The organism is Vibrio sp. 10N.247.311.47 (assembly GCF_041467535.1).
Taxonomy (GTDB): domain Bacteria; phylum Pseudomonadota; class Gammaproteobacteria; order Enterobacterales; family Vibrionaceae; genus Vibrio; species Vibrio crassostreae_C.
Genome location: NZ_JBFSUR010000015.1, coordinates 109,767 through 124,265 on the forward strand (window position 1 = coordinate 109,767; position 14,499 = coordinate 124,265).

Annotated in this window: 11 protein-coding genes and 1 pseudogene; 5 read left to right on the forward strand and 7 right to left on the reverse strand. The window is 43.9% G+C overall.

The window, feature by feature from the left end:
• The first annotated feature begins 141 nt into the window (after window positions 1–141).
• From AB6E51_RS12090 to gcvP, 3 genes are all read left to right on the forward strand, one after another.
• On the forward strand, window positions 142–1,434 hold the full coding sequence (locus tag AB6E51_RS12090) for a serine hydroxymethyltransferase (RefSeq protein WP_017064653.1): 1,293 nt from the start codon (window positions 142–144) through the stop codon (window positions 1,432–1,434).
• Window positions 1,435–1,485: 51 nt separating this feature from the next.
• Window positions 1,486–1,866 carry a glycine cleavage system protein GcvH gene (gene gcvH / locus AB6E51_RS12095; protein WP_017064654.1) on the forward strand — a complete coding sequence of 127 codons (381 nt, stop codon included), beginning with the start codon at window positions 1,486–1,488 and terminating at the stop codon, window positions 1,864–1,866.
• An 89-nt stretch (window positions 1,867–1,955) separates the two neighbouring features.
• A complete protein-coding gene (gene gcvP, locus AB6E51_RS12100; protein ID WP_372058287.1) occupies window positions 1,956–4,835 on the forward strand; it encodes an aminomethyl-transferring glycine dehydrogenase in 2,880 nt (959 codons plus the stop codon).
• Window positions 4,836–5,239: 404 nt separating this feature from the next.
• Here the strand turns inward: gcvP and AB6E51_RS12105 are convergent, their stop codons facing one another.
• Entirely contained in the window at window positions 5,240–5,518 is a 279-nt protein-coding gene (locus AB6E51_RS12105) for a hypothetical protein (RefSeq protein WP_136973501.1), read from the reverse strand.
• Between the two features lie 142 nt (window positions 5,519–5,660).
• Window positions 5,661–6,830: a hypothetical protein gene (locus AB6E51_RS12110; RefSeq protein ID WP_372058286.1), complete on the reverse strand. Its 1,170-nt coding sequence runs from the start codon at window positions 6,828–6,830 to the stop codon at window positions 5,661–5,663.
• A 392-nt stretch (window positions 6,831–7,222) separates the two neighbouring features.
• Between AB6E51_RS12110 and AB6E51_RS12115 the strand changes: the two genes are divergently transcribed.
• On the forward strand, window positions 7,223–8,605 hold the full coding sequence (locus AB6E51_RS12115) for an MATE family efflux transporter (RefSeq protein ID WP_372058285.1): 1,383 nt from the start codon (window positions 7,223–7,225) through the stop codon (window positions 8,603–8,605).
• Window positions 8,606–8,700: 95 nt separating this feature from the next.
• Here the strand turns inward: AB6E51_RS12115 and AB6E51_RS12120 are convergent, their stop codons facing one another.
• The 5 genes and pseudogenes from AB6E51_RS12120 to AB6E51_RS12140 all read right to left on the reverse strand — a co-directional run bounded on the left by AB6E51_RS12120 (window position 8,701) and on the right by AB6E51_RS12140 (window position 13,305).
• Window positions 8,701–9,243, reverse strand: coding sequence for an MSHA biogenesis protein MshA (locus AB6E51_RS12120; protein ID WP_372058334.1), 543 nt, complete (start codon window positions 9,241–9,243; stop codon window positions 8,701–8,703).
• 437 nt (window positions 9,244–9,680) lie between these two features.
• Window positions 9,681–10,535: pseudogene (locus tag AB6E51_RS12125) on the reverse strand (DUF1254 domain-containing protein); the annotation flags it as partial.
• A gap of 226 nt (window positions 10,536–10,761) precedes the next feature.
• Window positions 10,762–11,388, reverse strand: coding sequence for a LysE family translocator (locus AB6E51_RS12130; protein WP_017066602.1), 627 nt, complete (start codon window positions 11,386–11,388; stop codon window positions 10,762–10,764).
• A 234-nt stretch (window positions 11,389–11,622) separates the two neighbouring features.
• Complete coding sequence (locus AB6E51_RS12135) at window positions 11,623–12,486, reverse strand: delta-class carbonic anhydrase (RefSeq protein WP_372058284.1); 864 nt, start codon at window positions 12,484–12,486, stop codon at window positions 11,623–11,625.
• Between the two features lie 357 nt (window positions 12,487–12,843).
• The gene (locus AB6E51_RS12140; protein ID WP_029235242.1) at window positions 12,844–13,305 is read right to left on the reverse strand and encodes a hypothetical protein; all 462 of its coding nucleotides are present in this window, start codon (window positions 13,303–13,305) and stop codon (window positions 12,844–12,846) included.
• Between the two features lie 216 nt (window positions 13,306–13,521).
• On the opposite strand from AB6E51_RS12140, the gene AB6E51_RS12145 reads away from it, so the two are divergent.
• Window positions 13,522–14,430 carry an IS5 family transposase gene (locus AB6E51_RS12145; RefSeq protein ID WP_372065201.1) on the forward strand — a complete coding sequence of 303 codons (909 nt, stop codon included), beginning with the start codon at window positions 13,522–13,524 and terminating at the stop codon, window positions 14,428–14,430.
• The last annotated feature ends 69 nt before the right edge of the window (window positions 14,431–14,499 follow it).

Sequence of the window (14,499 nt, forward strand, 5' to 3'; positions counted from 1 at the left end):
TAGACGCTGTAAGAGTATATTTATAACGCAATTCACGTTTATCTATACCTATATAGCGCAAACGATACCGATGCAGAAATCAACGTAAGACCTAATGGACTATAAAAACAATCACCATTAGCTTAATGAAAGGTCTCGACAATGAACGCTTACCAAAACCATAGCTTAGACAGTTTTTTCTCTACAAACCTATCTGCGACTGACGACGCAGTATTTGCTGGAATCCAAGCAGAGAACACTCGTCAAAACGAACAAATCGAACTTATTGCTTCTGAGAACATCGTTTCTAAAGCAGTAATGCAAGCTCAAGGCACTTGCCTTACCAACAAATACGCAGAAGGCTACCCAGGTCGTCGTTACTACGGTGGTTGTGAGCACGTAGATACAGTAGAAGCTATTGCGATTGAACGTGCTAAGCAGCTGTTCAAATGTGAATACGTAAACGTACAGCCTCACTCTGGCGCTCAAGCGAACGGCGCAGTTAAACTTGCCCTACTTCAACCTGGCGACACTATCCTAGGTATGTCTCTAGACGCTGGTGGTCACCTTACACACGGTGCGCGCCCTGCAATGTCTGGTAAGTGGTTCAACGCAGTTCAATATGGCGTAGACCGCGACACACTTGAAATCGATTACGAAGCGGTTCGCGCTTTAGCAATTGAAAGCCAACCTAAAATGATTATTGCTGGTGGTAGTGCTATCCCACGCGTTATTGATTTCGCTAAGTTCCGAGAAATCGCTGACGAAGTTGGCGCTATCCTAATGGTCGATATGGCACACATCGCGGGTCTTATCGCGACAGGTGCTCACCCTAGCCCACTACCACACGCACACGTTGTGACTACAACAACGCACAAAACACTTCGTGGCCCACGCGGCGGCATGATTCTGACTAACCACGAAGACATCAACAAAAAGATCAACTCTGCAGTGTTCCCTGGCCTTCAAGGTGGCCCATTAATGCACGTTATCGCGGCTAAAGCAGTGGCGTTTGGCGAGGCACTTGGCCCAGAATTTAATACTTATATTGATTCAGTGATCGACAACGCAAAAGTTCTTGCTGAAGTGTTGCAAACTCGCGGTTGTGACATTGTGACTGGCGGAACAGACACGCACCTAATGCTGGTTGACCTTCGTCCTAAGGGCTTGAAAGGTAACGTAACTGAAGAAGCATTAGAGCGTGCAGGGATCACATGTAACAAAAATGGCATACCATTCGACTCAGAGAAGCCTATGATTACCTCTGGCATTCGTTTAGGTACGCCAGCTGGAACCAGTCGTGGTTTTGGCACTGAAGAATTCAAACTTATCGGTGAATGGATCGGCGATGTTCTTGACGGCTTAGTTGAAAGCCCTGAAGGCAACGCTGAAGTTGAGCAACGTGTTCGCAAGCAAGTTAAAGAGCTTTGCAAACGCTTCCCTCTTTACCGTTAAACCGTTTTTAAGATTTAAATTAAAACCTCATAAATTTTTGGAGAATAAGCAATGGACAATACACTAAAGTTTGCAGACAGCCACGAGTGGGTAAAAGACAACGGTGACGGTACTGTAACTATCGGTATCTCTGAGCACGCTCAAGAGATGCTAGGTGACGTTGTGTTTGTTGACCTGCCTGACACTGACGACGAAATTGAAGCTGGCGAAAGCTTCTCTCTAGTTGAATCAGTGAAAGCTGCTTCTGATATCTACGCACCAATCTCTGGCGAAATCGTAGAAATCAACGAAGAATTAGAAGATAGCCCAGAGCTAATCAACGAAGAACCTTATGAAGGTGGTTGGATTGTTAAAGTGAAGATGTCTGATGCGTCTGAACTAAACAACCTTAAAGATGCGGAAGAATACCTAAGCTCTATCGAAGAAGACTAATAGGTAACCTCATTACGATAAAGCTGCTCTTTTGAGCAGCTTAATTTTAGGGGCTAGCTCACGGCTCCAGAGAGAAAGTAGAACATATCATGACTGAATTACTTCAAAGCCAATTACTGAAAGACTTGGGTACACAAAACGAGTTTGTTACTCGTCATAACGGCCCAAATAAAGCAGACCAGCAAAAAATGCTTGAAGCGATCAACGCGACTAGCCTAGACGCACTGATCGACGAAACGGTTCCTGCACAAATCCGTCTTGAAAAACCAATGACACTTGCTGCGCCACTGAGCGAAATGGACATGCTGACCTCTCTAAAAGAGATCGCTAACCTAAACCAAGTGAAACGTACTTTCATTGGCCAAGGCTACTACAACACATTCACTCCAAACGTTATTCTACGTAACGTTTTAGAGAACCCAGGCTGGTACACAGCTTACACACCATACCAACCAGAGATTTCTCAAGGTCGTCTTGAAGCTCTACTAAATTACCAACAAATGGTAATGGACCTTACAGGTATGGAAATCGCGAACGCGTCTCTTCTTGACGAAGCGACAGCGGCTGGCGAAGCAATGACACTGTGTAAGCGTGCTGGTAAAAGCAAGAGCAAAGTATTCTTCGTTGCTGACGATGTTCACCCTCAAACACTAGAAGTTGTTAAAACTCGTGCTGAGTACATCGGTTTTGAAGTAATGGTTGGCGCTCTTGAAACACTTCCAGAGCAAGACGTATTTGGTGCGTTAGTTCAATACCCTGGTACAACAGGCGAAGTTCGTGATCTAACAGACATCATTGCGAAAGCTCAAGCAAACAAGACTCTTGTAACGGTTGCAACTGACCTACTTGCTTCTGCTCTACTTAAGCCAGCTGGCGAAATGGGCGCAGACGTAGTAATCGGTTCAGCGCAACGTTTCGGCGTTCCTATGGGTTACGGCGGTCCACACGCTGCATTCATGGGTACTCGTGAAAAGCATAAGCGTACAATGCCAGGTCGTGTAATCGGTGTTTCTATCGATACTCACGGTAACCAAGCGCTACGTATGGCAATGCAAACTCGTGAGCAACACATCCGCCGCGAGAAAGCGACATCGAACATCTGTACAGCTCAAGCACTTCTAGCAAACATGGCGTCTTTCTACGCGGTTTACCACGGTGCAGAAGGCCTACGTACTATCGCTCGTCGTACACACCACATGACAGCTATCCTAGCGGCTGGCCTGACTAAAGCGGGTTACGAGCTAACAAACAACAGCTTCTTCGATACCATCACAATCAACTCTGAAGAGAAGACAGATGCACTGTACGCGAAAGCACAAGCAGCAGACATCAACTTGCGCCTTCTTAAAGGTAAGATCGGTATCAGCTTAGATGAAACAACCACAGTCGACGACGTGAATGCCCTATTCGCTATCTTCGACGTAAAAGAAGACGTTCAAGCGCTATCTTCTGACATTGCATCAAATGAGTTTGCGGCAATTCCAGAAAACTGTCGTCGTGAATCAGAGTTCCTAACTCACCCAGTGTTCAACACGCACCACAGCGAAACGCAAATGATGCGTTACCTAAAACAGCTTGAGAACAAAGACTTCTCACTAACGCACGGCATGATCCCACTGGGCAGCTGTACGATGAAGCTGAACGCTGCTGCTGAGATGATTCCAGTAACATGGCCTGAGTTTGGTTCAATTCACCCATTCGCACCTCTAGAGCAAGCGGCGGGTTACACGGCACTAGCAAAAGATCTTAAAGAGAAGCTATGTGAAATCACCGGTTACGACGATTTCTCACTACAGCCTAACTCTGGTGCATCTGGCGAATACGCAGGTCTAATCGCAATTCAACGTTACCATGCAAGCCGCGGTGAAGCTCACCGTAACGTTTGTCTGATTCCAAGCTCTGCGCATGGTACTAACCCTGCTACAGCATCAATGGTTTCAATGAAGGTAGTGGTTGTTAAGTGTGATGAAGATGGCAACATCGACATGACAGACCTAGCAGCGAAAATCGAGAAGCACAAAGAAAACCTATCAAGCATCATGATCACTTACCCTTCTACGCACGGCGTATACGAAGAGCAAGTGAAAGAAGTGTGTGAACAAGTTCACGCAGCGGGTGGTCAGGTTTACCTAGACGGCGCGAACATGAACGCTCAAGTAGGTCTAACTTCACCTGGCTTCATCGGTTCAGACGTATCTCACTTGAACCTACACAAAACATTCTGTATTCCACACGGTGGTGGCGGTCCGGGTATGGGTCCTATCGGTGTTAAATCGCACCTAGCACCTTTCCTACCGGGTCACATCGAAAACGGTGTCCAAGGTTCTGACTACGCGGTATCAGCAGCAGATTTAGGTAGTGCTTCAATCCTACCTATCTCTTGGGCTTACATCGCAATGATGGGCGAACCTGGCCTTACGGACGCGACTAAAGTTGCGATTCTAAACGCGAACTACGTGATGGAGAAACTACGTCCTCACTACCCTGTTCTTTACCGTGGCACTAACGGCCGCGTAGCTCACGAATGTATTATCGATATTCGTCCGCTTAAAGAAGACACAGGCATCAGCGAAGAAGATATTGCTAAGCGTCTGATGGACTTCGGTTTCCACGCACCGACTATGTCTTTCCCAGTAGCTGGCACGCTAATGGTAGAGCCAACTGAGTCAGAAGACCTAGAAGAGCTGGACCGTTTCTGTGAAGCGATGATCGCAATCCGCCACGAAATGGCAGCAGTGAAAAACGGTGAATGGCCACTAGACAACAACCCTCTAGTGAACGCACCGCACACACAAGTTGATCTAGCTGGCGCAGAATGGGATCGCCCTTACTCTCGTGAACTTGGTTGCTTCCCATCGAAAGCAACGAAGAACTCGAAGTACTGGCCAACAGTTAACCGTGTAGACAACGTATACGGCGACCGTAATCTAATCTGTTCTTGCCCAAGCATCGACAACTACGAAGACTAATTCGGACGCTAAGCGATAAAACATAATAAAAGGCGAGCCAAGTGGTTCGCCTTTTTGTTTTCTGAAATTCAACGTCAACAAATGCATTGACCTTACCGTAAGGGAAAGGTTTAAGGTTGAACTGAACCAACACTGAATTAGGAATCAATTATGGGATGTTGTAACAAAGCCCCAAAAGGTGGAGCCCCTCTTGCCTTGCTTCTAAAAGTAACGCTTGTGATTGGGCTATTTGTGTTTCTATTGGCTCTGTGGCAGTAGGAGGTTTACACGCTGCCAGATTTGAAGCTAAGAGATGATGGTATGCAAGGGATAGATAGCACCAAGTTGCTTTGGCGCCATGTTCGTTTATTAAAGCCAGTTCCCCCCACATTTGAAAGTCCCTTAATGGGAGCCTAAAGTAAGGACTATAAACTATAAAACCTTTTGTGATCTTTACGGTAGCATTTAAAAGCCAAGACCCAGAAAGAAACCAAGGCAAACAACGCTAGCTTGTCGTATCTATGTAATAGCTTCCCAACTATGGCATCTTCCAAAGGTTTCATTACCCCTTGGAACTCAATTTCAGCGATGTAGTATTTGCCAACCAATAAAATTACAAAGTAAAAAACGACACCAAGAATCAATGCAAATTGAGTGCGTTTGGATAATGAAAGTACATATAGAAATTCATATACAGCGTTCATTCTTACTTCCTATCTGTATTGGTATATTACGCCCGCTTAAGTGGTGAGCAACGCAATACGATGCTTCCGCATACCACTTAAATGACTAAAATCAACGCATGATAAGAATGCCACGCATTGCGACTCAGTCTTATAGCATTTGTTAAGTTTTTAATTTCGTATTCAGCCAATTGGTTATTGAATGCTTTGCTAAGCCAATCAGAAGTTCGTAATTTGGTAATAATTTCTCAGTAAGCTCATAGCCATCATACGAACGATAATCTTGGAAAAAACGATGGAATGATGGACTAGGATCAGTATGTGGTGGTTGTTCGCCGCGATGGATGAAGCATGACCTATGAACATAAGCATCAGATATAGTTGAGCTAATCTCCTTTGGGCTTAAATCTTCAGGATACTTCTCAAACCAATTTTTTCTCGTAAGATGTTCAGAGCTATGCGCAGAGCCATAAGCTCTAATGGTATCTGCCACATCACTCATTGGATGTTCAATATAATTAGTCCATTTTTCAATAGGTGCAAACTTCTCAATAAATAACACAAACCTCTCACGTAAATACTGGTTATTTCCTCTCGATTCCAAATATGATTCAAATAATTCTTTGAACATACTGTCTTCTTTAGAATGTAGTTTCCATTCAGCTTCTTTCGGGTGCTTCTGTTTAACCTTATTCCGTTTTACTGCATGTTGTGCAACAGCTTCAATAGCTGAAACGACAAGTAAATACGCCAGCCCAAAGTCATCCCTTTTAACCAATAAAGATAAATGAACTAACCTTATACTTTGCATTGCAATTCGGTACGTTTTGATATCAACGCTAAGTAGCTTTGACATTAGCTGTTCTAGCTCTTTGTACATATCGTGCAGCTTCGCGTCTGATACTCTAGAGTGATTAGCACCCGGCCCCGCAACTAACACAGCATGATTTAATGCTAATTCACTGTAATCCGAATCGGTTAGATGCTCTCGTCGGCATAAATAATCATCTCTTGTAGACTTACAAGGCTTTAACCAAGAGAATGAAGCAATTGCTGATAGAGCAATACCGTATAAATGGCTATTGTGCCCTCCAACATGCTCTGGGTTGTAAACTTTACTTATGAACGCAGAGTTAGCACCAGGAAGTCTAACTTGTACTGAAGAAGCAACATGACACTCTTTAAATTGCCACGGAATTGAAATCTCAAAAGGGGTTAATAGAAAAGAATAGCTCGGTCCTTTTTCGAATGGAGCCCACCTTTCATCATCTGAGCGAAAAGCTCGAATACACTCATCAAACAAAACATGATCAGCAGTTACTGCTCGTGACATATTATTCTCCAAAAACTTAGCAGCTATTAGACCCAAAGGTTCTGCATTTAAATACAGCGTTTTTCTATCCCATTTCTTATGCCATCAATTGTACTAGCCTTTGTCTTTCCATAACAATCACTTATACCGCAGTGTTAGTGATTAGCGTGGCAAATATAGAATTTGTCTGTCTAGTATGATTCCCGCTAAATCATTAACTTACGTGCGTTAAACCCGTGTTGTAACCATCAGAACCCGTGACTATCTCAGAGCGAGTTGAACTCTATAGATCCAAAGCTTGACCCTATACGGTAAGGTGTTTATATTGTCGCCCGCCCAACGGGGCACATCCTAAAATGCACACCGGCCATCCTGCCATCATTCGTGTATTTATATTGGTGTTGTGAACTTCCATGCTAACGAAACTTCGTCCTTTTACTCGTGAATCGGGTGCGCTTATGCATCTTTCGATTCCAATCATTTTGACTCAAATAGCTACCCAAGCGATGGGATTTGTCGATACGACAATGGCTGGCCAAGTAAGCCCTGCTGATCTTGCCGCTATTGCACTTGGCACCAGCCTTTGGATTCCTGTGTTGCTGCTACTGCGTGGTGTGATTATGGCGCTAACGCCTGTTGTCGCTTACCACCGTGGCGCACGTGACTTTCAAAGTATCTCTGTTGAATTCTTCCAGATGGTATGGCTTGCATTAATTGCTAGCGTACTGCTTATCGCTTATTTGGTGAGTGCGAAACCAATCTTAGAATGGATTGGCGTAGCCGCTGAGATCATTCCAATTGGCAGTGACTATGCGTTTGCCCTAGCCTTTGGTGTACCGGGTATTGCCCTGTTCTACACCTTGAACGGCTTCTGTGAAGGTATGAACAACACCAAAGTGCCGATGATCATTTCGGTAATTGGCTTGCTGATTAACATTCCGGTCAACTACGTGCTTATCTACGGTAAGTTTGGTTTCCCTGAAATGGGTGCTGTTGGCTGTGGCTGGGCAACGAGCTTAGTGTATTGGCTAATGTCGGGAATGCTGTATTCCTACATTAAAGGCCATCATCATTACAAAACCATCATCAGCTTTGCAGACGCTAAGCCAAAAGCAAAAGAGATGCTTCATCTTTTAAGGTTAGGTTTACCTATCGGGATGAACATTGCAGTGTGTGGCAGTATCTTTGCGGTTATCGCATTGATGATCGGCCGTATTGGTGCCGAGAATGTGGCAGCGGCGCAAATCGCTCTCAATATATCGAGCCTAACTTATGTGATCCCGATGAGTATCTCGTTTGGCATTACGATTCGTGTTGGACACGCTTTGGGTGAAAAAGATGAACTTGGCGCGATTGAGCGCAGTAAAGTCGGTATTTTGGTGGCAGCATTAATCTCGTTGCTTTCGGTAGCGATGTTCCTACTGTTCCCTGAATTAATCATTAGGCTTTACACCACTGACCCAGTAATCAGTGCAACAGCGGCAGTGTTATTGACCTTTACCGCTATGTACCAATTCAGTGATGCTCTGCAAACCTCTGCAAATGGTGCTCTGCGTGGCTATAAAGATACCAAGATCCCGATGATCTTAGCTATCGCTTCATACTGGGGCTTAGCGTTACCACTGGGTATGGTGTTGGGCTTAACAGACCACATTGTTCCAGCAATGGGTGAAGAAGGCTTCTGGATTGGTATTCTAACGGGCTTGAGTGTGTCAGCCGCTCTGATGTTACTTCGTTTGCGATACGTGATTAAGAAGCGTGACTTGCCACCAGCAAGTGCTGCGTTAGCAAACTAAAATAGACCAATAAGCTAATACAAAAAAGCGCGTTACTACCAATCGGTAATAACGCGCTTTTTTATTCTGTCTCTAAAATCTAATGATGCGTTCGCTTAACAGTTGTTGTTAACAATACGGACTGTACACTCACATCCTTCATCAGGACATTGGCTGCCATTTGTTCGGCCAAAAGAGTCATAAAGAACAAAGCAACCTTGGCGCGTCTCTAGATCAGCATCCGTTATGTTTGTGCTATCTAATTCAGCTTGGGTAAAGTCGTAGTCATACCCAATCACAGTGTGTCGATTACCAAAATCAGAAGTTAGGCTGTCATCATCTGATAAGGTCATAAAGTCGATCATCGTCAATTTGTTGCCCGACTCCCCTCGGCTTTCCGGGCAAAGAGTTCCCCAGTCAACTTCAACACTGCCGATACCAAAATCGATTACATAGTTGCTCTGATCACCTGGGTTTGATGCATCGGGATTAAGCCCAGCGATAATAGCTTTAGAGGTTACTTGTGTGATCACCCCTTCCATCGCCCCGGCAACACCTTCAAGCACCGCTTCTCTCGCTGATTCTTGGATATTAAGAAACCTCGGCGCTGCCGTTACAGCAATAATACCGATTATCACGATCACAACGATTAGTTCCATTAACGTAAAGCCGTTTTTCTTCATAACACCCGCATCTTTTGATAACTTAAATATTCAATAATCCAATGAATTACCTATAACTATACACCTCAAATAGGACTCATAACACTCCACGGCTATCGCTTTTTATAACGCTGGTTGTGGTATTTGTTCCCTTTAGAGGCTGAAAAGATAACTGGAAGCGTTATCACATAAGGTGTCAGCGGGTTTAAATTCGATCAAATGCGTGGTGCAACTGAAAGTATCGATGGAAAAAGGTTTAATTGATTTATTTGAACTGAGGCTCGCTGCGTATAATCAAAGTTAGACCATTTTTGAGTCGCCCTTTGTGTTTCTACACTTAAGAAAGCAAGAAATGAAATAGAATCCATAAAAAAGCGCGTTATTGCCATTTGGTAATAACGCGCATCTATAATCGTTGTACGACTATCGCAACATTAGTTCACTGCTTTCACGTAAGGAAGCACTCGGAATCCATCACGTACTTTTTGGCTTGGAATGTAATGACGGAAAGCTAAGTTAAACACACCAGAATCGTTTTCTGTTTTGATGTTGTTTACTGCATCATCACCACAACCAAAGCTTACGGTGTAAGTGCCGTCTGCATTTTTCTCAGCCGTGTTTGAGCTTACGTTCGCCACTTCACCAAACATGAAACCTTGCTTGTTGTAGACCGTTACCGACCAAAACGCTTGGTTCTTAGGATCATCAAAGGTTGCCTGATGACAAGTGTCTGCTGGGAAGTTACCAGAGACTTCGTAAATATTGTCATCTAACTGCGCGCCACCCCAACCGATAGCCGCACCCACTGCGTACTTCTCTTTGGTAAACATCTCTTTTGAAGCATCTTCAGGGCTGGTAAACATACCAAACGTCGCCTGAGCACCATCGCGTTTCAGTAGTTTCGGCATTTCCATTTTAAGGTTTTTCTCTACCTCATCGAATGATTTCTCATCCACTTGCATTGCCATAAATTTGCCGTCTGCTTTTGCATCAATGCTCATTTTATCTTGGATTTCATGAACTTCATTTTTCGAGAATGTCGCGTCGGTACGAACAATGACGTAAACGTGATCACCGCTATGAGTAGAAAGATCAAACGTACCTGAACCGTATTGCATTGGCTGAATGCGGTGGTCTTCTGTAATCACTTCCATCGACATGTACTTGCCTTCAGGGATCTCAGGTAACGTGACGGTCGCCCCCTTTGATACATTAATTACTGCCATTGAGTAGTAGGTGTCTCGGTTCATTCGAACCACATCCTGTTCATCTGTTGGCGTTAGCTCGCGTTACGTTCCTCTCTTTGATTAAAACACTTAACGACACCAATAAGTTTAGATCCAGCCGAGAAAGCTGTTGTTCGATAGTCATCATAAGACATGCATCTGAGTAATATCACTCGTTAAATAATTGCACCATTGTGACTAACAAACAAGTCTCTGTTTAAACGATGGCATTTATATCCAACTAAAAAGGCGAACCCATCGGTTCGCCTTTTTGTTTAAAGATTCGTATTTATCGATTGATCGCCAAATATGAGCCAGCAGCAATCATTATTCCACCAGCACTTTGGTTTAACCTTTTATGTGCGCGTGGCGTTTTTAACAAACCTGCCATTCTGCCCGCGCCCACAGCGATAAGCATTAAGCCTGACATCAGAGCAACAGATGCTAAAGCAGAAACTAATACGATATCTTGTGAGCGCAGAACAGTCAGATCAATAAAAGTCGGCAAGAACGAAATATAAAACAGAATCACTTTAGGGTTCGATGCTGAAATCAAAAAGCCTTGCGCGAAACTCGCGAGTTCAGATTTCTGACTCTGTTTGGCCGCAAGTTCCGCAGAGCCTTGCACTTCAGGCAGGCTCTTAAACATCTTGTAGCCCAAGTAAATCAAATAAGCTGCACCAACATAGCGAATCACCTCAAACGCAATCGACCAATTCTCGGCAATCGTTGCTAGACCGAAACAGGCAAGCGCAAGGTAAATAAGATCACTGCATATCATACCTAACGAAAGCGTGACGCACTTTCGCCATCCTTGAACCATAGCACGAGCTAAAATGGCAAAGACGCCAGGCCCCGGAGTAATACCAAATACAAACATGGCAATAAAGAATGTAATCGCACTTTCTAATGACATTGGACTGTCCTTTTCTATAACCCAACATAATTGATCATGAACGTATCATGGAGCTTCGATTCTGGTAAAGAACGTTTTTTACTAAATACGATTTACACAACTCATGTATTGAATAAGTGTCGCACGTAATTTACCCACCAGACTTAATTAAACCTAAACCTAAGTACTTTTCGTTAGGGCATAAAAAAGGCGAACCTATTGGCTCGCCTTAATCATTTTGTTCGCCAGAATCGTTTAGTCGTTACGAATGGGTGATAACAACTCAGGGTTAACCACCAAATTTCTCACACCGTGGGCGTGATCTTCGTTAAAGTCATTGCCTTCACACCAGCTACCTACTGTCGCGATATTTACTTTCGCGACTTGTGGTCTAACGCTCCATGTTACTTGGAAAGGTGAACCTTGCTCATTATAACCAGGACCCGTTGTAGAGCCTGCGTATTGGATCGCTGAGCCCGTATCTTGTGGGATGTTTGGTGCTTGGTGTAAGCCGTTCACTTTTGAATGTTTAGCGAGCGCTTCAAAGTCGGGTGCTTTGTCGTCATTCACTAATACGTAAACTTGGGTTTCTACACGCAGTTGCGGGTTGGTAATCGCATCGTTAAAACAAGCACCCAGTGTTTCACCCGGTTCAACTTGCGCCGTTGAATAAACATAGTGAACTTCAATGGTGTCACCCGAATGCAAAGAACCATGCTCGCTCGGACAAACCTTGCCCTCAAATGGTTTCAGCTCAGCAGAACTCAGCTTGCCTGTGTATTTAAAGCCACTCTGGAATCCCTTACCATCACCGTTACCAGCGTATTGAGTAAACTCTCCACCTTTATGCTCAGCATTTTTATGGAAGTGAATATTACATAAGTTCATCGCTGTTGAATCAGGGGCATCCGAGAACAGCCTAGTATTTGTACCTTCTAATGAACCCAAATCTCTTGGAGCTTGCGGTCCAAAACCTTGTCCTTGGGTATTTTCAGAAAGCTTTGCTCTTTGTTCTGCGATAACACCATCTGATACAGACTCATGGTTCACGTCTGATGCATTTGCATGAGCTGACAACATCACCAATGCGGCACTTAAAAACACACTCTTATTCTTCATTTTTCTTCCCTAGAATATTGATAACTAAACCCAAACCTACTTAACAGCAAACATCTTACTATGCTCATAAGTGAATATAAGGCTTGTCTTTGTAAGATTAGATTTCATTGCTTGCTTTGGGATGAGTATTAGAACCCTTGATGCATATAACAAGTCAAACAGGGTAAATTCGGCGAGTCCCTTCCAGAACGAATAATTTCCTATTTACGTTAACCGTCGCCTGACTCAGCGCTCAGATAAGTGAGCACGATTCTTAGGAAGAACGGTGGCCAGATTTAGAAGATCAAAAAAGGCGAACCATCTGGCTCGCCTTCACGTTTCATTCTATCTATTAGGTTGTGGTTCTAAGTTAACGATTTAACCGTTACCGGTGGCAAATATCCCAAACGTCATGACGTTCAATGCATCTGTCACGCCCTCTAGTGATTTAATCACCGTCTTAGTCGGTTTATTATGACGAATAAAATAGCTTCCGATGCCTTTTTCACCGCCACTCTTAGCATCGCTTTCAGTTGTTTCTGTCGCTTCTATTTGAGAAGGCTCCACTGATTCTGGCTCTGCATTGGCGTGAGCTATCGTGTCTTTATTTGAATCAAGGTTAGTGAGTGGTTGATGATTAACGATTGAATCATGGGAAGAATCAACGCTGGTCTCAGCGTTTGTATCCTTTGAAGTCTCGAGATTACTCTCTCCCTCTATACTTTTCGACATAGCGTCTTCGTTGCTCAATGTCTCGTCGTCTAGCTGATGATTACTCGTTGAAGAACAGGCTGTTAAGAAGAACAGGCTAACGATGAATATGAGTAAGTTTCTCATCATAATGATAAAGCACGAATTAATAAAACATTGTTCGATTGTATTTTATTTGGCTGACGACATCCAGTGATAAGCGGAGTAAACACGAACAGTCACGGTCTTGAAGAGTAAACAAAAGCGTACGGGTTTAGTGCTTAAGAAGGCGTTGTTGCCTAAATCAATTGAACCTTTTTCGAGTCCTGCGATCTGATCCTTTATGATGGTTAGAGCGGTGACAACATGGGTAAGGCGAAAAAGAAGATAACTAACTGGGCGGAGTACAATAAGGCTTTGTGCAAACGGGGCTCGGTTACGTTCTGGATAGATGATACAGCCGTAGATGCATGGCGATGCAAAACCCATCATGGTAAGCGTGGTAGAGGCTTTCAGTACTCTGATACAGCGATTGAAACTGCCTTGATGATTAAAGGAGTATTCTCATTACCATTACGTGCTCTTCAAGGCTTTATTGATTCTATCTTTGAGCTATTGGATGTTCCACTGACGTCCCCTGACTACACCTGTATCAGCAAACGCTCGAAGACAGTTCAGGTCAAATATCGCAATAAATCCAAAGGAGCTATTCGCCATATAGCCATTGACTCGACTGGTCTCAAAGTTTTTGGCGAGGGTGAATGGAAAGTGAAAAAGCACGGCGCCGAAAAACGCAGAACTTGGCGTAAACTGCACTTAGCTGTTGATGTAGAAACTCATGAGGCCATTAGTGCAGAAGTCAGTCTTGTAAGTGTTGGCGATAACGAAGTGCTGCCAACATTACTCAACCCTTTACGTAGAAAGATCCATACAGTATCTGCTGATGGAGCATATGACACAAAAAGTTGCCATGAGACTCTGAAAAATAAGGGCTGTACTCCGTTGATACCACCTCGAAAGAATGCGGCTCTTTGGGAAGATGGGCATCCCAGAAATGAAGCTGTAGAGGCTCTTAAAAACGGAACAATAACGGAGTGGAAATCTGAGTCTGGTTACCACTATCGCTCAATATCTGAGACCGCAATGTCTCGATATAAAGGACTAACCAGCGGTAAATTGAGCTTGAGATGTTACAACGCTCAAGTGGGAGAAATCATGGCGAATGTCAAAGCTATAAACAAAGTCATAGGACTAGGTATGCCTGTTAGAAGCTAACGATTAGTCAAATATGGCGTCGTTGAACCTCAAGCTGATTTGATCATATATGGACACTTCCTATTGGCA